Source organism: Bacillus sp. z14 (2026), from assembly GCF_058313575.1.
Map to the genome: position 1 here is coordinate 125,207 of NZ_JBZFQK010000003.1, position 24,616 is coordinate 149,822.

Below are 24,616 nucleotides of genomic sequence, written 5' to 3' on the forward strand. Positions count from 1 at the left end.
AAGTTCTATAATTCTATTTATACTCATTTGTGCATAGATGAGCAATATATTCATACAAAAGAATATTTTGTATTGACTTTCTATTCGGAATTTCTATACTATTTGTATATAAAATAATAAAGATAATATTTATGATGAAGAATAGTACTTAAAATACAAATTATAGCGAGCCGGGAATGGTGAGAGCCTGGTATTAATGGTTTTAAGGAACGCCCTTCTGAAATGCTCATTCGAACAACTTTAGTAGTTTGGGCCGGACTTTTCCGTTATAAAGTTAAGGTGGTTCATTAGAACAAGCAGAGTGGTACCGCGGGTTTACAGCCCGTCTCTTAAAGATTTTTAAGAGGCGGGCTTTTTTTATTATATTTTACTGGAGGCTGAGGATATGGATATAAAACTAGATGTAGCTTCTCATATGAATGAAGTACTAAAAGGTGACTTAAATCTTGAAACATGCTTGTCTTTGGTCGAAACCCCAAAGAACAAAGAGCATGGAGATTTGGCATTTCCCTGTTTCACTCTCGCAAAACTGTGGAAGCAATCTCCGCAGAAAATTGCAGTAACATTAGCTGACCAACTAAAGGATGAACGTTATGAGGATGTAAAAGCTATTGGACCGTATGTTAACTTTTTCCTCGATAAAAAGTCTATCAGTGAAAGAGTAATGAATACGATATTAACTGATCAACATCAGTACGGCACACTTTCTCTTGGACATGGTGAAAATATCGCAATTGATATGTCTTCACCCAATATCGCCAAGCCCTTTTCGATGGGGCACCTTCGCTCCACAGTAATCGGAGCCTCTATAGCCAATATTATTAAAAAATGCGGTTATACCCCTGTTAAAATTAATCACATTGGTGATTGGGGCACTCAATTCGGAAAATTAATTGTAGCCTATAAAGCTTGGGGAAATGAAGAAAAAGTTAAAAAGAGTCCCATCAGCGAACTTTTAAAGTTATATATTATCTTTCATGAAAAAGCCGAAACAGAACTTGAGCTAGAGCAACAGGGACGTGACTGGTTCAAAAAGCTGGAAGATGGGGACGAAGAAGCCACGAAATTATGGAAATGGTTCAAAGAAGAATCCCTGAAGGAATTCGAGAAAATATATGAGCTGCTTGGCATTCAATTCGACTCTTTTAATGGGGAAGCTTTTTATAATGATAAGATGGCAGAGGTTATAGAAATAATTGAGAATAGCGGCCTGCTTGTAGAAGATCAGGGTGCCATGGTAGTCAAATTAGAGGAAGAGGGATTAACACCTTGTTTAATCAAAAAATCCGATGGTGCGACTCTTTATGTAACACGGGATTTATCAGCTGCTTTATACCGTTACCGTACCTACGACTTTGCCAAGGCTGTATATGTAGTCGGAAATGAACAATCCTTACATTTTAAACAGCTTAAAGCTGTTTTAAAGAAACTTGGATTTGACTGGGCTGACGACATTTCACATGTACCATTCGGAATGATTATGAAAGACGGCAAAAAAATGTCGACTCGTAAAGGAAGAGTGGTCCTCCTCGAGGAAGTGCTGGCCGAATCAATCGAGCTTGCTCGTAAGAATATTGAGAATAAAAATCCTGATTTAAATAACAAAGATGAGGTTGCAAGACAAGTAGGCGTAGGAGCTGTTATATTCAACGATTTGAAAAATGACCGTATGAATAATATTGAATTCTCGCTCGAAGACATCCTAAAATTTGAAGGTGAAACTGGTCCCTATTTACAATATACAAATGCTCGTGCCCATTCTATTCTTAGAAAGGCCTTTACTCCTGCTAGTGCATCAGCAGGCTTGAGTGATGAATATAGCTTTGATATTGTAAAGCATTTGCTGGCATTTCCATCCGTGATTGAGCGGTCTTTCAAAAAAATGGAGCCATCCGTTATTGCTAAATACTTGATTGACTTGGCTCAATCATTTAATCGCTATTATGGACATATACGCATATTAGAGAATGACAGTGAATTGCAAAATCGCTTGGCTTTAATAAAATCAATTACCATCGTTCTTGAAGAAGGCATGCATTTATTAGGAATGGAAGCACCGCAGGAAATGTAATCCCAGCTAACCTTCAATAAAAAATATCGGAGAACCGCTTCTATGATACACGGTTCTCCGATATTTTCTATTAAGACCATTATGATTGAATTGTAAATTCAGGTACCCCTTCGAAAGCGGCTAATTCATCAGCTGTAAATTGCACTCTAATCTCTTTTTTTTCATGAACCTGTAAATAAGCTGTTACTTGTTTTTCTTTCTTTACCGAATCGGAAACAGGAAAATGCAACGTTACCTGCTGTGATTGATGCTCATAATTTTGCAGTATAATTTTGCATTCATACAGATTACCTTCATCCTGCTCTTCTATTGTACATTCGCTTTCCAAATATTCTATAGCATTAGCTCCATTCTCAGCAGCATAAATATACGTTTTGGCAGAAGTACTTAATAGACTGTTAATTACAAAAGGAATAGCAAACAATAAGACAACCAAGAATACCGGTTCAAATTTCATATATTTCTTTAAAATCTGAGGATGCTCCATAAATAGCCATTTCAAAAATAACAAGATTCCGCTGACCTGAATGATAATGGATACAATCCAAACATAAGAGACCCCAATCTCGGCTGTAACAGGAATAGAGTACGCTTGAAACAGTTGATGGCCTATAGTTTCATCCTGACCGGGCCATTTCAGTTGTAATACTAACCCCCAAATAAATATAACTGCTCCCAGTGTATGATAGGAAGTTTTGATCACATTACCCCTCCATCCCTTTAGTATAATATTCCTATTATAGTAGGGAGATGGAGAGATTTTCAATTAATCAGTTCATAAATTTTCCTCAAATAACTTCTTCTTCAAAATATTCAGGTTTATGAATATGAAGCATTCGATCTTTTATGGATAGAATCTGATCCTTCTTTAATTTATTTACGACCATACTTACGGTTTCTCTGGAGGTTCCGGACATAACAGAAATTTTGGTTGTTGTAATCGGACAGTTAATACGAATGACCCCTGATTCTTCTTCACCCAAATCATTCATTAAATAATCAATCGTATTCAACACTCTTACATGTGCACTAGGGGTCATAACGTTTTTAACTCGATTTTCTTGTACCGCAAGCAACTCATTGACTTGTAGGATTACTTTTTTAAGAAGTGCAGAGTTTTTTGCCACAATACTTTCGAATGCATCCGCTACCATATAGAAGACCCGAATATCTGTTTCTGCAACGGCATTGTGATTGTAGTCCTCATTTTTAAATAAGCCCATATAAGGAAAGACCGTGTTCTTTTTGACGTAACTTGTATATAATAAGCTACCCTGTTGATTCGATTTTTCAAGCATAACAAAGCCTTCAAGCAATATATATATCCTGAGTCTCGGATCTCCTTCAAAAAATAGATATTGACCCTTCTTATATGTTCTTTCATATATAAAAGGCTCCAGTTCTTTTATCTCTTTTTCTGATAAGCACGAAAATAGGTCAACTTGTCTTAATAATTGAATTGCTTTTGCTTTCATTCGAACACCCACTTATATGTATTGTTCAGTTTACTATCAATTCTTCTATTAAATTCAGCTTGCAAACAAAATATGTTTAGAGCTGATAACAATATAAAAATCCCTTTAAGGCAAGATTCTACTTAACCTTATTTCACTCCATTGACATTTAAATTATTTTACAAACATACCGGATGCTGATCGATTGGACCTTATCCTTGCAGTAATATAGTATGGGAGCGAGTAACCATACGTATGATTTGAATATAGTTTCTATTCTATTACTATCAAAATGTATAATATCTCTTCTTTAATATTATCAAAAAATTATATTAAAATAATTAAAAGTAGATAAAAAAACAAAAAAGTATGTATTTTTAATAAATTTATTATTAAAATACATACTTTTTTTAACTCTATACATATTTGTTTAATTGGAACGTCATTTACATTCTCGCAGCACTACTTATTTTTGCCTGATTCAATTCAACATTTGCTTCTTCTATAAGAATAGAGTAATCTAAATTGTCTGTCGCTACCCGTGTAGACGCTCCCATAGATACAGTGAAATCAATTATATTAGATGCTAATTTATTTTCATCTACAAGCTGAATAAGCCCATTTCTTAATTCGGCTTGCCACTCTCTTATTTGTTTACCAAATAGTCCTGAAAAGATGACAGCAAATCTGCTTCCCTCTATATGAGCTACCACTCCCTCTCCGTTCACTGCCACGCATAATTTTTTAGATACTTCCATTAATACTTGGTCACTATAGGTAAATTCCTGATCTCTCCTATACTCCTTCGTATAATCAATTTCGATTAAATATAATGTAACAGGTGTTCCAGACTTTTTAGATTCAAGCCAAACCTCAGTTAAATAAGAATTAAAATAACGTCGATTTGGGATATTTAAAATATAATCTGTGAATGACATTTGCCGTAATTGTTCATTTTTTTCATTTAATAGTTTTATTGAATTAAATTGGTCAGTTATCTCACTGAATACGAGTACAACTGCTTCTATATGTTTATCTGCATTTAAAACAGGATTGGCACTAACTTCGAGCCAAATAGGCTGTTGAAATTTGAAATTTTTTATGCCTATAACTTCTTTTTCAACCGGTTTACAAGTATTTAATGAAACCGATATTGGGATATCATTTTTATGCATTAGATTTCCATTTCTGTCTACGAGTCCCCATAGGCCATCAATCAATGATACAGAAGAAGCACTTTCAGCTGCTATTCCAAGGATCTCACTCCCAACTCGATTTATATCAATAATTTTCCCTTGGGAATCACTGATAATGATTCCATATAAAATCGAATTAATAGATTGTCCCCTCTCCATATCACCCACGTTTATTGGCTGTCTGGATATGTAATAGGATTGAAGACTAATAACAAAAATCAATAAACCAGAGAGGAGGATTGTTCCAAATTCCAAATGTTCATAATCAAATAGGATTACTATAAAATTCAAGCCTAATAACAAGAGAAACAGAGTGAGAAATACCGGATAATATCCTATAAATAAACCCGGTAATTTTCCATATGACTTTTGTCTCATTCATTCACCTTTTCTTTACATATTATTTATATAGTTCGCACTTATGTGGTTTTATATGACTATCTCTTTATTATAAAATAAAAAATAACAATAACTGCCATGTAACATATTCTTAAACTAAATATAAAATAGTAATTTATCATTCATAAAAAACATCTATTTTGAGCCATATTAGATTGTTATTAAACAAAAAATACCCCCTGCCGATTTAAGATCAGCAAGAGGTATTCAATGTTAATTTCCTTATGAAGATGTAGAAAACATGTATTTCTTATGATGGTATCTTATGCTGAATATTAATCCGAGCGCCATCATATTGCCGAGCAATGAACTTCCCCCATAGCTTAAAAATGGTAAAGGAATACCGGTAATCGGCAGCAAGCCGATCGTCATCCCAATATTTTCAAACACATGGAAAGTCAGCATACAGATTACACCAACACATATATAGGTATTAAAATCATTTTTAGTTTCAAGTCCAATTTTTGTCATGTTATAGATCAATAAGAAGAATAAGCTGATGACAATACTTGAACCAAGGAATCCGTATTCTTCTCCAATGACAGCAAATATGAAATCTGTGTGACCTTCTGGCAAGTAAACTTCCCTATTTCCAAATCCCTTACCGGATGTGGTGCCGGATCCAATCGCTAATAGTGATTTAATTAACTGGTATCCTTCTGAGGAAGTATAGTTATACGGATCAAGCCATGCATATATACGCCCAAATTGATACTGTTTAACATGGAAATATTTCTCCATAATATTTGGATGCCATACAACGAGGTAAAAAATAACTCCAACTAACAGTGTGCCACCGCCAAATATCGGTAAAAGCAATTTCCAAGTGATACCCGATACAAAAATCATCCCAACCATAATCGCAATCATGACAAGAGAAGTACCCAAATCGGGCTGTTTCATGACAAGCAAAATCGGAATAGCTGTAGTAAGTACGATTTTACATAAAAGGATGAAGTCCGTTTGAAGTGTTTTAATCCGATGCTTCAAATGATGATTTTGAATAAGAGCCGCCAACGCCAAAATTAGAAATACCTTCATAAATTCCGATGGCTGAATTGAACCAATACCAGGAAATCTAAACCAGCTCTTTGCTCCATTGACAACTGGAGCAATACTTGTTGGTGCAATTATAATGGTCATCAATAGAAATAAGCCAAAGAAGTATAAATACCAGCTCATTTTTTTCATTTGGTCAGCATCAAATCTCATAATCACAAATGCAAGGCTGATTCCTACGATATACCAGACAATTTGCTTTACAAGAAAGTTTTCGGCATATTGACCTGTCGTTTGTGCACTATATATAGCCATACAGCTTGTTATAAAAAGCAAAAATACAATAAATAGAAGACCATAATCTATTCTCGACGTGAAATTTTTATTGTTAGACATGATAAACCACCATATTCATTACTAGTTAGGCCAGTAGCCATTTTCTTTATTATACTTGAACAAGATAAAATCACAACTGACACGGCATCAAGAATATAATTCCTGAAAAAGATAATTATACATATAAATCATTATCAATTCCACTTTCTGCAATACAGTTCTTCTTTTTACTATTTTTAATGGATTCTAATTGTACCAGTTTTATAGATTTGAACAAAAAAGAAAACATTCGCATCTGTTAGAAAGCTTAAAACCGTTAATTTTTTCTATTTTCATGATTAGTGTTAATGAGAAAAGTAATAAGGGTACATACTACTTACAGAGTTGACTAAAGGAGTGATCTTTTATGGAACATAAATCTAAACAAACATTCCGTCATACATATATTCCTTTAACATCCTCTACAAGCGGAATGGGTATTGAGGTAAAAGAAGATATTTATGTCCTGAATACGCAAATTGTCAATGTGACATTGGCCGGCCTTCCTAATCAAGAAAATTTTGTTCTGATTGATGCCGGTATGCCTAAAGCAGATGACGAAATTATTGAAGCAGTAAACAAACGGTTCGGTGAAGGCAGTATGCCAAAAGCGATTATTTTAACACACGGCCACTTTGACCATGTTGGTGCACTCGAAGAATTACTGGATAAGTGGGATGTGCCCGTATATGCACATGAGCTGGAAATCCCTTATTTAACCGGACAAAAGAATTATCCTGAACCTGACTATAAAGCAGAGGGCGGACTTGTTCCGGATATTGCCCGCTTCTTTCCTAATCACGGCATTGATCTTGGCAATAAAGTGCAACCTCTTCCTGCTGATGGGAGTGTTCCTGAAATGCCTGGATGGAGATGGATCCATACGCCTGGGCATACACCTGGACATATTTCATTATACCGAGAAGATGACGGCTTCCTGATTGCCGGAGATGCATTTGTTGGTGTAAAACAGGAATCCCTTTATAAAGTCCTTACTCAAAAACAAGAAATCAGCGGTCCGCCCCGTTATTTCACAACAGACTGGAAAGCCGCAAAAGATTCAGTCATACAATTAAACCAGCTAAATCCAAACTTTGCTGTAACAGGTCATGGTCTTCCTCTCCTTGAGGAATATTTAAAAAAAGAGCTTAACATCCTAGCATCCAATTTTGATGAGATGGCCATTCCGAAACACAGTATTTACAAGGAAGAAGAATAGGCACTTTTTTCAAATGGACACCCTTTTTGATGCCTCTATAGACAATCGAGAATGTCCTGTTAAATCACCTTCTATAAAAATAAAAAAAGAGATTAGATAGTTTCTCTACCTCTAATCTCTTTTTTCATTTCTCTATTTCCGTAATCGAAGGATCCTTCAGTTAACATACAAAGAGACTCAATCATAAACAGCTGATAAATTTAAAATACATTTGTCATCGGTTACTTATAAAATACGAATCAGCTGATTGTGCAGGTTCCGTTTTCTAACATTACAAGAAACTCAACTATATATTTCATTTCTCTATCCCTGTACCCTCTATCACATTCGTTCACATAATCTGTAAGGTTAGAATGATTCGCACGAATTATGCTGCAATTCCATTTAATTTTAAGGATATAATAAATATTTTTACTTTGTTCGCCTTTTCCAGTGACTTACCTCTACGAAACAAACACGTTGATTGAGCCTCTTTATAGGTTAAAACTTTGTATATAATCCTTCTGCCTTAATAATAACTCATATCCCATTCAAATAAATGCCTACATTTTGAACTTTTTGTTAATTATTACCTATTTATTTTACACACCCCTCCATATTTCCTTTATGATTATCTTAGAAATGCTGAAAAGGAGCTGCCAAAGGTGAAAAGGATTCTATTGATAAGTTTTACAGCTATTATCATAATCTTACTTATTTACATATCCATTCTTCAATTCAATATGTATCGCTACGCAAATCAAGAACAGGAGAAAACAATTGATTATATTATTGTACTCGGGGCAAGAGTAAAAGGTGAAACACCATCTCTGTCACTAAAGTACCGTATTGATGCTGCGGCTGACTTTTTAATAAATCATCCTAAATGTATGGCAATCCTATCCGGTGGCCAGGGAGATGGTGAGGATATTTCAGAAGCTGAGGCAATGAAAAGAGGATTAGAGGAATACGGTATACCAAGCAACAGATTAATTCTCGAAGATGCTTCGACAAACACGAAAGAAAACATATCATTTTCTAAAGAACTTATACCAAGCCACCTAAATTCTGGTGCCGTTGTAACAAATGATTACCACCTCTATCGAACAATCAAAATAGCTGAGAAACTAGATTTAAAATTAACTGGAATCCCAGCTAAAACACCTAAAATTTCAAGGCTGAAGTCACATGTCAGGGAGTACGCGGCTATAACATCCTATCGGCTAAAAAAAGACATTAGCTGGTGATTGGAATCAAAAAAAAGAAATGTAGATTATGGCTGTCCCATTTTCTGCATTTCTTTTTAGTAACATCTTGTTATTCCCACGGTCTTTTTGTTGTGATGTATTCAGCAAGCTCCTTACTTTGGATACGATGAAGTTTTCGTTTAGCAGCGCGAATGCTCCCTGTCTCATTCAGTTTCTTCTCTTCCTCAGTTTCAGGGACGATGGTTGGAACACGACATGGCCTTCCTCCTTCATCTAGTGCAACAAAAGTAAGAAATGCTGTGGCTGCAATTTTACGTTCTCCACTCATTAAATTTTCAGCAATTACCTTTACAAATACCTCCATAGAGCTCTTACCAGTATAGGTCACATATGACTCCAAACATACAGAGTCCCGGGTTGTAATGGGATTTAGAAAATCTACAGAATCTGTTGAAGCCGTAACCACCGTTTTACGGCTATGTCTCGTCGCTGAAAGTGAAGCTGTCATATCAATATCACTCATTAACTTTCCGCCAAATAACGTATTATGATCGTTTACATCGCTCGGAAATATACGGTTTGTTTTTACAATTCTTGTTTCACTGCATGTCTTTGTTTCCAAGTTGTTACCTTCTTTCCTTCTACGCTCATTTATTCTTTTTATATCTTACTATATGGAATGTTTCAACCAATACGATTCAGTGTACAGACAATATTAGTACAATTTAAGGAATCATCAAATTTGATAAATTGTTGTATAAATTATTTAATTAAATTATGGTATGCGTATAATTCCCATAACCTTTCCTGAAGGAGGAATTTAATTGAAGAGATTATTAGCCGCACTAACAGATAGGGTTACTACTAAACGCGGCATGTGGATAACGTTAATTGCATGGTTAGTGGTGACCTTAGGATTATTCTTATTTGCACCAAGTGCCAAAGATTATGATGTGTCGAGTATACAAACATTACCTGATGATGCAAAATCCGTTATTGCCAACGAAGAACTGAACAAATATTTTAAAGATGATCAGGGGGTCCCAGCCCTTTTAGTATTCTCAGCTGAGTCAGGAAAAGCAGACACGCAGACAATAAGTCAAGCGATGGATGTGATCATTAAGGAAGATATAAAAGGAGTTAAGGAAGCTGTTCCTTTTTCTTCACTGCCTCCACAGGCACAGGTACAATTCTTATCAAAGGATGGAACAACAGCTGTTGTACCGCTTAATTTTGAAAGCTCACTTGAGTCAAAAGAGATTCAAGCCGGTATTGAGGATATCTATGCTGCAGTAGAAGATACCACTGCTGATATGACATTCAAGATTACTGGACCGGCGGGAATTGCCGCTGATACATTGGGCTTATTTTCAAAAGCCGACCTTGTCTTATTATTTTCAACAGTTGGATTGATTTTAGTCCTGCTAATTGTTATTTATCGTTCCCCATTATTGGCACTTATTCCGCTTTTGGCTGCTGGTTTTGTGTATATAGTAGTAGATCAGTTACTCGGAATAATGGGGAAAGCTGGTTTGGAAATGAGCACGCAATCTCTCTCCATTATGACCATTCTCTTATTTGCAGCTGTAATAGATTATTCTCTATTTGTCTTTGCACGATATCGAGAAGAACTGAAACGTTATACCAGCAAGCATGAAGCAATGAGTTTGGCGATGCGAGAAACAGGCGAACCTGTTTTCTTCTCAGGCGGGACGGTTTTGGCTGCCATGCTTGTCCTATTCCTAGCTAAAAATGGGGACTATCAAAGCTTTGCACCTACCTTTGCCACAACGATGTTTATCATCATGATCGCATCAGTGACACTCGTTCCGGCTTTATTTACCCTATTTGGCCGAAAATCCTTTTGGCCTAAGGTCCCTCAGGTTGGGGAAAGCATTCAAACAAAAGCTACTTTCTGGTCCAGAACTGCAAACTTTGTTACCACCAAGCCTTTAATGGCTGGAGGAATTGTATTTGCTATTCTACTTATCTCTGCCTTAAACATATTTAATATAAAATATGAATTTGATACAGTAAAAGGATTCCCAGAGGATATGCAATCTCGCGAAGGCTATGAGATTGTGGAAGAAAAGTTCGATAAAGGTGACTTGGCACCAACAACCGTTTTACTTAAATCTGAACAATCTATTTCAAAAGACCAAAGTGAAAAACTTGCAAAAACACTTGAAGAACAAAATCTAGTGGCAAGTATTCGCCAATCAGGTGCTACTGAAGATGGAAAAGCACTACAGTACAGCCTTTCATTTTCAGAAAGTCCATATGCATTAGAATCCTTAGATGCTTTAGAGTCCATACGAGACAAATCAGATAAGCTCTTAAAAGATGCAGACATTGAAGGGGAGCTATACTTCGCTGGAGAAACTGCTACAAAAGTGGACGATCGAACCATTAATGATCGGGATATTATCGTGATTGTCATTGCAGAAACATTACTCATTTTAGTCCTACTGTTTGTTCTGACCAGATCCTTCAAGATGCCGATTTATATGATGGGAACGATTTTGCTATCCTTCCTGGCAGCTCTAGGCCTTGGAACATTTTTAACAGATATCCTATTTGGTATTGATGCTATTAACACCCGTGTACCGCTGTATGCTTTCGTTTTCCTTGTAGCACTGGGTATCGATTATAATATTATTTTAATATCCAGATACAAAGAAGAACGTGAAAAGCACCCTGTTAAAAAAGCTGTAGAAATCGCGGTGGCTAATACAGGCGGTGTCATTTCCTCCGCTGGAATCATTCTTGCGGCCACATTCGCTGTATTAATGACACAGCCCATAGCCGTTTTATTTGTTTTTGGTTTTATTGTAGCAATAGGCATTATATTGGATACATTCCTTGTAAGAGGCCTATTACTGCCTTCTCTAATCCTGTTCTTTGAAAAAGATGCAGATCAACAGAAAGAAGTTCATTCAACTAAACTGTAATTTAACCCACCAATACCCGGTATTGATGACAGGATTTAAATGTCACCGATACCGGGTATTGATATTTTATAGTTTGGAAAAGAATAATTTGATCCGTCTTTCATTATATTCACCAAAATCAACCATTATAGAAAGTATGACTGTGTATCAATATCCGAATCACTAGGAGGACAGGATATGACCGAACAAAATTTTGCTAAACAACAGGAAGAACAACGACTATCAACCATTATCAAGATTATTGAGAATAAAGCCAATAAGCTGAACCAATCATCAGGTGGACTCAAGGATGAAGTCATTTATATTCGTAAAACCTTTTGGGAAGATGTCACCGTCAATATGGACAATGTTGAGGATGCAGTCGAAACATTGGCGAGCATAAAACAGCAATCTGAATTACTGTCAGAAAGAGAAAGAACCCAACATCAGATTACGAAGCAACTAAAAACACTGGACCTACTTAAAGACTCCCCATATTTCGGCAGGATTGATTTTCATGAAGACGGTGAAGAACAAATAGATCAAGTCTATATTGGAATTGCTTCTCTAATGGATCAGAACAATGAAAATTTCCTGATCTATGATTGGCGTGCCCCAATCTCGAGTCTATACTATGACCACTCACCCGGACCCGCTGAATATCAAACACTCGAAGGGTCCATCACGGGCACGATGGAGCTAAAGAGACAATATATCATCAAAAATGGAAAGCTTAAAAGTATGTTTGATACCGGCTTAACAATAGGGGATGAACTCTTAAAAGAAGTTCTTGGCACCCGTGCGGATAATCAAATGAAGAATATTGTTGCAACGATTCAAAAAGAGCAAAATAAAATTATTCGTAACGTACAAAGTAAGTATTTGGTCGTCCAGGGTGTGGCCGGAAGCGGTAAAACTTCGGCTGCCCTTCAGCGCGTGGCTTTTTTACTATATCGTTATTTTGGGAAGATCAAATCAGATCATATCTTATTATTTTCTCCAAATCCCTTATTCAACAGCTATATAGCCACTGTTCTGCCTAATTTAGGTGAAGAAAACATGCAACAAATTACTTTTCAGGATTATATCGAAAAGTATGTAGGTAACGAATTTGATATCGAGGATCCTTTTCAGCAAATGGAATACGTATTGAAAAATGAACAGGATGAATATTACCAGGCTCGACTTGAAGGAATTCGTTTTAAATCCCATTTGCAGTATAAACAATTGATAGATGCCTATATTCATCATCTCAGTCGACAGGATTTAAAATTTAAAACAATTTCTTTTCGCGGTGAAACACTTATTTCGGCAAGTGAAATTGCGGAATACTTTTACTCTCTTGATAACAGGAGTCCTATCCAACTTCATATGCAGACCGTGAAGGATTGGCTTTTACAAAAGCTGGATCAAAAAGAAAAACTCGAATATAAAAAAGAATGGGTAGAAGATGAACTAGAGTTACTTGAAACAGATGAATATACCGAGACTTATTTGGAGATTCAGGCAAAAGATCGCTTGTCAGAGGACACATTTAATGATTTTGAACACGAGAAAGATGAATTGGCAAAAAAATTAGTTCGTAAATATTTTAATCCAATAAAAAAAGCCATTAAAAATCTAAAATTTATCCATGTAAAAGCTATCTATAAGAACTTCTTCCTTAATGGCTATAAATATATCAATGATGCAGATTATCCTGAATCATGGCCAAGGATTTGTGATTACACCTTAGACAAATGCAAACAAAACCAATTAGCCAATGAAGATGCAACAGCTTATATTTATTTAAAGGCACAATTGGAGGGGCGAAAAACTAATAATATTATCCGGCACTTATTTATTGATGAGGCACAGGATTATTCGCCATTTCAATTTGCTGTTCTTAAACAACTTTTTCCAAATAGTAAAATGACCATTTTAGGCGACTTTAATCAGGCTATTTATGCTCATTCGATGAATGCGCCAACCCTTCTGTCTAATGAGCTGTATGAGTCAGAGAGCTTTGAGAAGATGGTTCTGACAAAGAGCTACCGATCAACCCGTCAAATTGTTGACTTTACGAAGGAAATTTTGGGCAATGTCCAAATTGAGCCATTTAATAGAACTGGGCCAAAACCTACAATAAAAATCGTAAATAACAATTCAGAACGGACCCAGGAAATAATGAATCTGATCGCTTCTTTGGAGAACGCTGGTCATCAAACCATTGCGATTATATGCAAAACAGAAGAAGAAACTCGGAATGCCTACGTAGAATTATCAAAAAACCTCGATGTCCAGCTCATGCAAAAAAACACCTATTCGTATAATAAGGGAATATTAATTCTGCCTTCCTATTTATCAAAAGGAATTGAATTCGATGCTGTCATTATTTTTGATGCATCAAAAGAAACCTATAGCCGCGAATTGGAGAGAAAATTATTCTATACGGCTTGTACAAGAGCTATGCACGAACTCTATCTGGTTAGCAGTGATGAAATGAGTCCATTTCTTGATGGGATACCGCCTGATTTATACCATGTTGATTAAAGGCATAAAAAGACCTGAATGGGCTATAACCCTTCAGGTCTTCTCCATTTATGGAGTTATTTATTCTTGTCCCGGAAAATAGATGGTAAAGGCTGTCCCTTCACCAGGCTTGCTTTTTACACGGATTGACCCTTTCATCGAATCAATTATCCGATATACCGCCATCATTCCAAGACCTGTTCCTTCTACCCCTTTTGTTGAATAATAGGGCTCGCCCAAACGCTTTAATTGTTCATTGGTCATACCAATGCCCGTATCGATGATATGTATATCTACACCTTTTCTCTTATGATCCGTGTTGATTGTAAGAGAACCCCCATGACCCATTGATTCGATTCCATTTTTTAAGATATTAACGAAACATTGCTGAAATAATTGCTTTTCTCCTCTCACTATAAAGGAAGCTACTTCAATCTGAATATGTACATTTCGCATAGTAGCCAGCGGCTGAACAATATCAGCTACTTTATTCAACTCTGCTTGAATATTGATATCTTCTTTACTGTTAATATGCGGTTTAGCAAACGCCAGAAAATCTTTAATAATGTTATCAGCCCGGTCCAATTCGGATAGCGCAATATCAATATACTGCTCCTTTTTTTCCTTCGTAAGATTCTCATCACTTCTTAATAATTGTAAAAATCCTTTCGTGGCTGTTAATGGATTACGAACTTCATGTGAAATTGAGGCTGCTAAATGACTGACAGACTGCATCTTTTCCGTATCAATCAATTTACTTTTAAAGTTTCTGTTTTTCTCTAGCCTTTCTATTGAATAAACAAGCCAGACCGTTCCAGTTATATACAAGAAAACATATAAAATTTGATTTAGTGTTTTAATATCGTTAATCATTATAATTGTAAAAATCTCCATAATAGCCAAAGAGGAAATAAGCGCCGTTACAAAGGAGGCAACTAAACGCTGCCTGGTCATTAGTTTGAAGTATTGCTTTCTCATAACCATTGCAGAGAAAAGGACAAACATGCCTGAAAAAAAGTGAAACCATTCAAATGAAGAGGTGTAAAGGATAGACGCAGTAAATGTCAGCATGTATAAACTGATACCGATTGCATACCCACCATAAAATATACCGATAACAATGGATATAGAACTAAAATTCATGATCTGAATGCCAGGAGGTGATTCAGCAGTGAAGAATACAATATTAACAAGAATCGCAATCGCTTGACCAATTCCAACGATTAAAGGATTAATCACTCCAAGTACCCCATATTTAACATGCCAAAAGTAAATGAATTGAATAATAATCAGAATGGTAAATAGATTAATAAATAACTTTGCAATGAATTCACTTGTCATCTGATTCTCCTTCTAAATACATCTATACTTGAAGTTTAGAGGAAAATATATCCAAAGTAAATTATTATTTTTAGAAGTCTCAGTATATTAATCTAAACTCATAAAAGCTAGAACTCTATATTATTAATCTTTTCGTAACCTTCAAAGGCGAGCCTCCAAAACATACTGCAATAATCCCCCTTCATTTCCGGGATAGAAAGTCCTGCATACATTAATTCATCTCCACCATATATTAAGGATGTATGTTTATCGAGGTATTCTTTCTCGGGATTTAACCCCCTGAGCCTCAGAATATGGAACGGTTCTGCAGGCTGTGCCATCATTCTGAAATACATCACAACCGTTTCAGATAAATCTTGACTGACAAATTGCCAAGCTGCCTGATTTCCTGCAAATGGGCTAAGTAATCGATAATACGTGCCAAATTGTATAATCGAACGAATTTCCTTATACAAGGAAATCTGGTCTTTAATCATTTTCTTTTCTAATTGACTCAGTTTGGTAAAATCCAGCTCGTATCCTAGATTTCCTGACATAGCAACATGTCCACGCATGTTTAAAGAAGTGTGACGATGCACCTGATGATTTGGGCTTGCTGACACATGAGCTCCCATTGTCACCGGCGGATACACAAGGCTTGTTCCGTGCTGGATTTTCAACCTTGAGACAGCATCTGTATTGTCACTCGTCCACACCTGAGGCATATAAAACAGCATTCCTGGATCATATCTTCCCCCTCCCCCTGAACAACTCTCAAATAAGACCGTTGGATGGCGGCTAGTCAATACCTCTAATATATAATATAGTCCCAAAATGTAGCGATGCCCTGTTTCTCTTTGGCGTTCTATAGGTAAAGCAAGTGACCCCACTTCCGTCATATGTCGATTCATATCCCACTTCACATAGCTAATAGGAGCAGATAATAAGACATTTGAAACCGATTCAATAATGTACTCACATACCTCGGCTCTTGTTAGATCGAGGACCAATTGATTACGTCCTAATGATTTCGGGCGATTGGGCACTTGAATGCACCAATCGGGATGATTTCGATATAAGTCACTTTCCATAGATACCATTTCAGGTTCAAACCAAAGCCCAAATTTCATCCCAAGCTGATTAATTTGCTCTGCCAGCTTTTTTAACCCGCCAGGTAATTTTTGCTTATTTACATACCAATCTCCAAGAGAAGTTTTGGCGTTGTTACGTTTTCCGAACCATCCATCATCCAGGACAAATAATTCAATCCCAAGCTCCTTACCTTCTCGTGCAAGCTTTAAAAGCTTGTCAGAGTCAAATTTAAAATACGTAGCCTCCCAGTTATTTAACAATACTGGCCGCAGACAATCTCTGTGCTGCCCTCTCGCCAATCGAAAGCGATATAATTCATGATAAGTTCTCGACATGTCACTGAAACCCTTATAAGAATAAACCATAACGACTTCCGGTGTTTGAAAGATTTCTCCTCTCCCCAAATGCCAACTAAAATTAGAGGGATTAATACCAATGGAAAGGCGCGTGGTTTCATACTGATCAACCTCAGCCTGCGCTCTAAAATTCCCACTATAAACCAGACTGAACCCATATACTTCTCCATACTCTTCATTTGTATCTGGCTTTGCCAGGCACATAAAGGGATTATGCTGATGACTGCTGGCCCCACGTCTGCTCTCGATGAGATGGCTTCCGGCTGTTAAACGTTTTCTCGATAGATTACATTCATTCGCATGGGCGCCATATAAAGTGAGCAAATCAAATTCGCTTTCTCTAAAATCAACAGAAGCACTCATGACTTTAAGTATACATACTGGGTTATCTCCATGATTTATAAACCGGACTGACCGAGTGATCACATTGGATTGCTCGTATGTACTATACGTCAATATCGCCTGAAGCCCCGTTTGATTATCCATAAGGGTAAAATCTATAGAGGTTGCTTCCTCTTCTTCTTCAATGTACGTAGCAGGTAACCCGGTTAATTTTCGTTTCCCTTTATATATGTGAAAATGTTTATATTTTAAATCAGTAACGGCTGAACCATCCGAAAATTGAACTTGATAGGCCGGCGTACGAAAATCAGTGTTGTTTGCTGGATATTCCTGAGGCAACGTATCAAGGGAAAACGTTCTGTCAAACCCTTCTGGTTGTGGAGAGAACAATCGGTACTTAAACTGTAATTGATTGCTTTCATTCACATCCTTGATCCTTTTCCCCCAATATAAATGAGACAGATATGCTTGATGATAGATTTTTATCACATAGCTCATTTCACCAGCTTGCAAATGGAATATTTTCCGTTTAGGACAGTACGACACTCCCATTTTGATCTCCCTCATATCTTTTCTTCTATATATATGTACACGAAAATACCAACTTGCTCATAAATGCAAAAAAAAAAGAAGCCTTAAAATAAGGCTTCAAAGCGAAATCTTCATCTATTTAAATAATGTCTTCTACCCAAGGGGGCAAGGCAGTCGACAGTTATTCTCAGTTATTATTTCTCCGTTACTGTAACAGATACGGTTTTCTCCACCCCATTTCGATAAAGCTTGATTTTGACCTTATCTCCATTTGCAGCATTAGAATACAAGTATTTTCTGAACTCCCCAAGTGTAGTGACTTCCGCATCATTGATTGCCACTACCACGTCCTTAGCCTCTATACCTGCTTCAGCAGCGGGAGAACCGGTTTCCACCTGAGTTACTAACACTCCACTTGTTATCTCGGAAGGAAGATTCAATTGTTGCTGCAATACATATTGAGGTATTTCGGATATAGATTGCAAGCCTACACCAATATATGGACGTTGTACTTTTCCATCGGCAAGAAGGTCATTCACAATATCTGAAACATCCTTACTTGGAATAGCAAACCCTATTCCCTCAACCTCTTCAGATGATATTTTCATACTGTTGATACCAATAACTTGTCCGTCGGAATTGACAAGCGCTCCGCCACTGTTCCCAGGGTTTATAGCTGCATCCGTTTGAATTGCATCCATATCCCATTCACCAGCAGATGTAGCAACCGTTACTGTACGCTGCAATCCGCTGATAATTCCCTGGGTTACGGACCCCGAGAAGTCAAGACCCAAAGGGTTACCTATTGCCAACACTGGTTCACCAACACTTAGCTTTTCAGAGTCTCCGAATTCGGCTACTTTTGTCACTTTGCTTCCATCAATTTTTAATACCGCCAAGTCTGTTAATGGATCTGTTCCAACCAGTTCAGCCGTTATCCTTGTACCTTCTGCCAAGGACACCTCAATAGTATCTGCATTCTCAATAACATGATTATTGGTCACAATAAATGCATCTTTTCCCGATTTTTTGAAAATAACCCCAGAACCAGTCCCGCTCTCCTGGCTGTTATTGGACTCCTCATTGATTGTTGGTTGGCGGTAGTCATAGTAATTAGATGAGTTTTGTATATTCACTATACCTACAACCGCAGGAGAAACCTCCTCAATCATTTGAATTAGTTCAGAGGTTGTTTTCGTAGAGTCAACAATCTTCAGGCCATCCTCATCATTTACCTTATCATTTGTAGCAATGGCTGTTTTAACAGGTCCATCATCACCTGGCAGTACGCCTGATAAATCAACAAAACCTAAGTAAGAACCTGCTCCAAGTGCCACCATTCCACCAAGAATTGCGGTAATGACTGGTGTCAGCCATCTGGACCTTTTTTTCTTCTCTCTTGTAGATCTAACCTCTGCTTGATCATCAGATGCTTGAAGCGGTTGTACTTCCACGCATTCATTTACTTGTTCATTATTTTCATCTGTCATATCTTCTTCCTTGGCAGAGCTTAGTTCATGATATCCACGATATGAAATAATTTCTGTTTCAATATCTTTCTCATCTGGTAATGCAGGAATCTGAATATTATCCTGATTAGCAGTATCTATTGGTCTATCAAAATCATCATAATCACGACGGTTATTGTTTTCCATCCAAATTCCTCTCCTCACTCATTAAACTGTCTATTTAATATATTACGATAATTGTAGAATAATTGCATTTCTGCTCTTCTCACTATCTAATTTACTAACTGTATGTGTCAACAAAATGTCAAAATCTTTTCTCCTCTTAAAAAATTTAAAAGCTGCCTGTTCTTTGGCAGCTTTTAAACATAATCATTATGTTCTGGGGGCCTACAGGATGTAGGTCACAAAGACGTTGCCACAGGAAGTGGCGCTTTTAGTCTTCGTTCCTTAAACGAGGCTCTTCAGCACTATGGTAAACGTTGTACCTTCTTCACTGCTATTCGTTAATACCAAATCTCCATCCATTGCATTGGCGAGCATTCTGCTGAATGGGAGTCCTAGTCCTAGACCGCGGATTTTGTATTTTTTATCTTCTCCTCGATAAAAACGTTCAAATATTAAATCCTGCTCGGCAAGCGGGATTCCCGAACCGCTGTCCTGTACATCGATTGCGACATGATCCTCATCATATTTATAAATACGGACCTCTATCGTTCCCTCTCCTTGAATAGCATGCTTGGAATTATTCAAGAGATTAATCATAATTTGCTGCAATCGCAGAGGGTCCGCCGATACTACCATATCTTCTTTTGGTTGCTGTACAGTAACTTTAACAAGTTGATCATCCTGCACAATATCCCATTGGTAAATCATTTCATTAATGACCTCACCAATTTTTACAGACTCTCTGTTAACAGGGATGGCATTGGCTGTAAAGGAGTTGAACTCCAATAAGTCTCCCACCATTTTTTGCATACGAGTCGTTTCCTGTAAGGATATGGCCAGAAACTCTTTTGCTTCTTCCCCTGTTACAACTCCATCATTAACGGCTTGAAGCAAACCGCTGATAGACGTTACAGGCGTCTTTAATTCATGTGTTACACCTGCCAGCAATTCAGCTCGCATAGCTTCAAGCTGCTCCAATTTAATAGCCATTTCCTTAAAGGAATGGACTAAATCATAAACTTCCTGTTCATTTACCTCTTCAATAAGTTCAATATTATAATTTCCTTTTTGAACCTGCTTAGCTGCTTCAGCTACATTCTCAATCGGCTTAACCAGTCTTTTGGATAAAAAGTAAATCGCAACCCATCCGAGCAAGGCCAAACTTAAAATCATAATCAAAAGTAATTTGTATTCCTGATCTACTGCAGTTAACTCATCCTCAGATTGCATAACGACAATCCAACTAATCACCGTATCATTCACAATCATAGGCCGCTTAACCAAATAATAATCTCTGCCACCAATATTGTTTAATTGTTTCACTTCATCCTTACTATTAAGCAGTGCAGTTGAAAATGAAGATACATTAAGGTGATTACTTGAACGATTCTCAATTACTATTTTTCCATTTACATCCACCACATAAATGGACGGATTGCCGCTGACCTCTAATAATTTTTTTCGATTGGCAAAAACCTCTGGATTCTGCTCTGTTTGAATATCAGTTCCAACCATTTGATCCAGTATTCGCGCTGCTACTTCCTCAGCCAAATATTTATTAATATCCAGGTTCTTATTAAGAGTGGATTGCCTGATAATGATTCCTGTAAGGAATCCTATGACAATAAGTCCAATAAACAGGGTAACCAGATATCGTGTCGTCCAGTATTTCAACAAACTGACACGTTTAGTCGGATGGTTTTTCTTTTTTTGACCCAAGTGCTTCAGAAAATACATTTGCAGTTTATTATTTTTTTTCATAGACACTTAATTGATACCCCAATCCTCGCAGAGTTTTAATTTCTCCTTCAGATGCAGGCCAGTTTTGCAGAGACTTTCTCAGCCTTTTGATGGACAAATCTACCGCTCGGTCACTGCCGTCGTAATCCATCCCCCATACATGATCAATTAATTGATCTCTCGTAAATAATTGATTGGGATTTTGTGCCAAGAAGATGAGCAGTGAGAGATCGCGCGGTGTTAAGTCAAGCTCTACTCCATTTAATGTAACATTATGAGCTTTCATATTAATGCACAACGCGCCAAACTGTTTCTTTTCCTTATCATCAATGACCTGTCCAGATCTTCTCAATACTGCCTGGACACGGGCAACCACTTCATCTCCAATGAAGGGTTTAGTGATATAGTCGTCAGCTCCATCATTTAAGCCTGTGAGCTTGTAATTAATATCACCAAGTGCTGTGAGCATAATAACAGGGCATGCGCTTTTCGTACGAATTTCTTTTAATATATCCCATCCACTCATACCTGGAAGCATAACATCGAGCAAAACAAGATTCGGTTGAAACTCCTCAAATTTAGCAATGGCTTCACCACCTGTAAATACTTGTTCAACTTCGTAGTTTACTTTCTTCAAGTAAGCCTTTAAAACCTGGCTGATGGCTTTTTCATCTTCTACAATCATGATTTTTTGCATCTTTCGTACTCACTCCTCGAGGATTAAAAGATAGGACAAAAATCCCCGATAACTCGGAGATTTTCATTAAACAAAATTCACTTATTGGTGCGAATGTTCGCTTATATTATTAACAATCGTTATTTGGCCTTTAGAAAGGCGAATCGTTTGATCTGCAATGTCAGCAATATGCTGATCATGCGTAACGATGATGACACATTTATTTTCCTCATGTGCCAGCTGCATAAATAACTTAATGATGTCTTGAGCGGTATCCTCATCGAGGTTTCCAGTCGGTTCATCTGCTACAATTAAATCTGATTTACAGCAAAGGGCTCGTGCAATGGAGACACGTTGCTGCTGACCGCCACTCAGTGTGAGCACCTTTTGTCCAGCCTGCTTTTCATCGATGCCCACTTTTCTAAGCATCTCGAGTGCATACTGTTTTTTGTCCTTAACCTTATTTCCGGTAATCTCCATCGCTGTAGTGACATTTTGTAACGCAGTCATATAGGGCAGTAAATTATAGGATTGGAAGACAATCGAAACATATTTATTTCGAAACGTGGTATATCCAATTTTTCTAATATCTTTTCCTTCGTATAATACCTGTCCATCCTTAGGAGCATCCAGCGCACTCGCCAAGGCGAGAAGCGTAGTTTTTCCTGAACCGGAAGGACCGACAATTGCATAAAATAATCCTTTATTAAAAGAAACATTAATTTCCTTTACTATATCATGCTGTTTATTATTATGTCTGTACCAATAACTTAGATCCTTAAACTCCAATAATGCGCTCATTTACGGTTCCTCCTAATCCTGTCTTGAAAGTATTGCTTTTGGCTGCAATCGAAGTATGGATAATGATGGGATCAATGTAGCCAGGATGGCAATCAGTAATCCAATACCGGTTAACATACCAAGATCGGAAGTAGTTACTTTAACATCTAGATCATCCACTTGAGGTGTTTCCACCTGTGCCTGATTCGGTGCACCAGGAGCGTTTCCTCCTCCCATTCCAGGGCCCATGCCGCCTCCCATTTGCATTCCTTTACCGCCAAATGGATCCATTGTGGATTGTGTATCCGTTTCTACTTGCTGGGATAATAATTGATCGCCGATTTTATCAGCTGCTACATTACCAGTGACAGAAGCTATACCAAGTGCAAATACAGCAATGATTAGTATTTCTACAATAAACTGCCCTATCAACTTGCTCTTCTTTTCTCCAATGGCAAGCAGTACGCCCATTTCATATTTACGCTCCCGTATACCAAGCATTACAATCAGTCCTAAAATAATCGCACCTGCAATAGTCACGAGATAGACAACGTTCTTAGAAAAAGATGCTACATTGTTAATTGGTTCAACCATTTGTTGATACAACTGATCGTTGGCATCCAATTTAAATATGTCCGTATCAATAGCTCCGGTCGCTTCTGCATCCTCAATAAAAGAATCCGTATCCGCTGGGTCATTCATGTAGTAGACTGCGCTTTCGATTGTATCCTTGTAATCTTCACCCTTCAATTCATTAACAAGTGTGTATGGTACATATACTTTGTTATACGGATTCATGGCAGTGAAGTTCATCATACCTGAATCAGTAGATATTGAAGAAGTTTTGTAAATGCCGATTATTTCGACTTCAACTGTTGTATCTTCATCTGTTGAAGAGGTCACCTCTAATTGGTCCCCAACTACCAATTCGTTCTCTTCAGCCAGTGTCTCTTCGATAATGGCTACATTTTTATTTAAATGGTCATCTGATAGATGAGTGCCCTCTACCATTTCGGCATCTCCATCCATAAATTCGCTTGTTGTATCCGTAAAAGCTACTCCCTGGAGACTAATATCGGCATCTGCCATACTTGGACCGCCGCCTCCTCCGAATCCCGGACCTTGACCATTCTGGTTCGTTTCATTTGTTGTACTTGTTGACTCTGTTTCTATTGGATCAAAATTTCCAGCCACTCCAAATGTAGTAGAATAATAGTTATATCCTTTTATCTGTGACAAAGATAGTAATTCATTGGCATCCTCAACCGCGACAGGCTCTTCCATCAATCTAACAGGTTCTCTATTTTCACTGTTTTCTTGATTTTCACGTTCCTGTCGCTGCTGCTCCATTAATTTTTCTCGATCTGCACTTAGTGTGACTTCACTACCAAGACTCTGTTTTGCGAGCTCTGCTGATTTGTTTGCTGCTGTTTGTATCGATAAGCCAGATAAAACAAGCACACAGATAACTGTGAATACAACTAACTGTAGAATGCTCTTCCCTTTTCTGGCTTTTACACTTAAAAAAGCCCTTTTTATAAAGTTCATCTTTTTCATCCTTTCTGACAATCTATACCGGGTAAATCCTTAGAAAAGCTTTTCTATAAAAAATCTTACGACCATAATGTGTCGATAAAATGTCAAACAAAACTAAAAATATTTGTGTAGGCGAAACTATTATATTTGTATGAAAAGCTTTACAATTGACGTTAGAAATGTTGATTATGTACAGTTGAAAAGAATATAACTATTAATATAACCGCTTGTGATACATAGATTTTTTTATACTTCATAGACACATAAT

The 24,616-nt window shown here is 37.1% G+C and carries 17 protein-coding genes and 1 other annotated feature; of the genes, 5 read left to right on the forward strand and 12 right to left on the reverse strand.

All coding sequences use genetic code 11. The features are described 5' to 3' along the window. Positions 1-122: 122 nt before the first annotated feature. Positions 123-333: a binding site (T-box leader), on the forward strand. Between the two features lie 52 nt (positions 334-385). Continuing rightward, positions 386-2,071 (forward strand): arginine--tRNA ligase, encoded by a 1,686-nt coding sequence (gene argS / locus AC4G3O_RS11685; RefSeq protein ID WP_140461733.1) that lies wholly within the window; start codon positions 386-388, stop codon positions 2,069-2,071. A gap of 79 nt (positions 2,072-2,150) precedes the next feature. Here the strand turns inward: argS and AC4G3O_RS11690 are convergent, their stop codons facing one another. From AC4G3O_RS11690 to rodA, 4 genes are all read right to left on the reverse strand, one after another. Next, the gene (locus AC4G3O_RS11690; RefSeq protein WP_139892259.1) at positions 2,151-2,774 is read right to left on the reverse strand and encodes a hypothetical protein; all 624 of its coding nucleotides are present in this window, start codon (positions 2,772-2,774) and stop codon (positions 2,151-2,153) included. Positions 2,775-2,859: 85 nt separating this feature from the next. Further along, positions 2,860-3,546, reverse strand: coding sequence for a Crp/Fnr family transcriptional regulator (locus tag AC4G3O_RS11695; RefSeq protein ID WP_491136209.1), 687 nt, complete (start codon positions 3,544-3,546; stop codon positions 2,860-2,862). Between the two features lie 425 nt (positions 3,547-3,971). Then, complete coding sequence (locus AC4G3O_RS11700; protein WP_491136210.1) at positions 3,972-5,099, reverse strand: GGDEF domain-containing protein; 1,128 nt, start codon at positions 5,097-5,099, stop codon at positions 3,972-3,974. A 243-nt stretch (positions 5,100-5,342) separates the two neighbouring features. Then, positions 5,343-6,515, reverse strand: a complete 1,173-nt coding sequence (rodA, locus tag AC4G3O_RS11705) for a rod shape-determining protein RodA (RefSeq protein WP_066106425.1) — start codon at positions 6,513-6,515, stop codon at positions 5,343-5,345. Between the two features lie 346 nt (positions 6,516-6,861). On the opposite strand from rodA, the gene AC4G3O_RS11710 reads away from it, so the two are divergent. Together AC4G3O_RS11710 and AC4G3O_RS11715 are read left to right on the forward strand one after the other, a co-directional pair. Next, positions 6,862-7,713 carry an MBL fold metallo-hydrolase gene (locus AC4G3O_RS11710; RefSeq protein WP_491136211.1) on the forward strand — a complete coding sequence of 284 codons (852 nt, stop codon included), beginning with the start codon at positions 6,862-6,864 and terminating at the stop codon, positions 7,711-7,713. A gap of 644 nt (positions 7,714-8,357) precedes the next feature. After that, positions 8,358-8,939, forward strand: coding sequence for a YdcF family protein (locus tag AC4G3O_RS11715; RefSeq protein ID WP_066106420.1), 582 nt, complete (start codon positions 8,358-8,360; stop codon positions 8,937-8,939). Between the two features lie 70 nt (positions 8,940-9,009). On the opposite strand, the gene AC4G3O_RS11720 is transcribed toward AC4G3O_RS11715, so the two are convergent. Further along, positions 9,010-9,522 (reverse strand): acyl-CoA thioesterase, encoded by a 513-nt coding sequence (locus AC4G3O_RS11720; RefSeq protein WP_066106417.1) that lies wholly within the window; start codon positions 9,520-9,522, stop codon positions 9,010-9,012. 202 nt (positions 9,523-9,724) lie between these two features. On the opposite strand from AC4G3O_RS11720, the gene AC4G3O_RS11725 reads away from it, so the two are divergent. Beyond that, complete coding sequence (locus tag AC4G3O_RS11725; protein ID WP_491136212.1) at positions 9,725-11,851, forward strand: MMPL family transporter; 2,127 nt, start codon at positions 9,725-9,727, stop codon at positions 11,849-11,851. Positions 11,852-12,028: 177 nt separating this feature from the next. Beyond that, positions 12,029-14,362, forward strand: a complete 2,334-nt coding sequence (gene helD, locus AC4G3O_RS11730) for an RNA polymerase recycling motor HelD (protein WP_491136213.1) — start codon at positions 12,029-12,031, stop codon at positions 14,360-14,362. 60 nt (positions 14,363-14,422) lie between these two features. Here the strand turns inward: helD and AC4G3O_RS11735 are convergent, their stop codons facing one another. From AC4G3O_RS11735 to AC4G3O_RS11765, 7 genes are all read right to left on the reverse strand, one after another. Continuing rightward, positions 14,423-15,682: an ATP-binding protein gene (locus tag AC4G3O_RS11735; RefSeq protein WP_491136214.1), complete on the reverse strand. Its 1,260-nt coding sequence runs from the start codon at positions 15,680-15,682 to the stop codon at positions 14,423-14,425. 107 nt (positions 15,683-15,789) lie between these two features. Continuing rightward, complete coding sequence (locus AC4G3O_RS11740) at positions 15,790-18,003, reverse strand: alpha-galactosidase (RefSeq protein WP_491136215.1); 2,214 nt, start codon at positions 18,001-18,003, stop codon at positions 15,790-15,792. Between the two features lie 173 nt (positions 18,004-18,176). Continuing rightward, on the reverse strand, positions 18,177-19,637 hold the full coding sequence (locus AC4G3O_RS11745) for a S1C family serine protease (protein WP_139892253.1): 1,461 nt from the start codon (positions 19,635-19,637) through the stop codon (positions 18,177-18,179). A 261-nt stretch (positions 19,638-19,898) separates the two neighbouring features. After that, on the reverse strand, positions 19,899-21,377 hold the full coding sequence (locus AC4G3O_RS11750; protein ID WP_491136365.1) for a HAMP domain-containing sensor histidine kinase: 1,479 nt from the start codon (positions 21,375-21,377) through the stop codon (positions 19,899-19,901). Next, on the reverse strand, positions 21,364-22,053 hold the full coding sequence (locus tag AC4G3O_RS11755; protein ID WP_139892251.1) for a response regulator transcription factor: 690 nt from the start codon (positions 22,051-22,053) through the stop codon (positions 21,364-21,366). Before AC4G3O_RS11755 ends, AC4G3O_RS11750 begins: the two co-directional genes overlap by 14 nt. A gap of 81 nt (positions 22,054-22,134) precedes the next feature. Next, positions 22,135-22,833: an ABC transporter ATP-binding protein gene (locus tag AC4G3O_RS11760; RefSeq protein ID WP_491136216.1), complete on the reverse strand. Its 699-nt coding sequence runs from the start codon at positions 22,831-22,833 to the stop codon at positions 22,135-22,137. Positions 22,834-22,845: 12 nt separating this feature from the next. Beyond that, positions 22,846-24,360, reverse strand: coding sequence for an ABC transporter permease (locus tag AC4G3O_RS11765; RefSeq protein WP_491136217.1), 1,515 nt, complete (start codon positions 24,358-24,360; stop codon positions 22,846-22,848). Between the last annotated feature and the right edge of the window lie 256 nt (positions 24,361-24,616).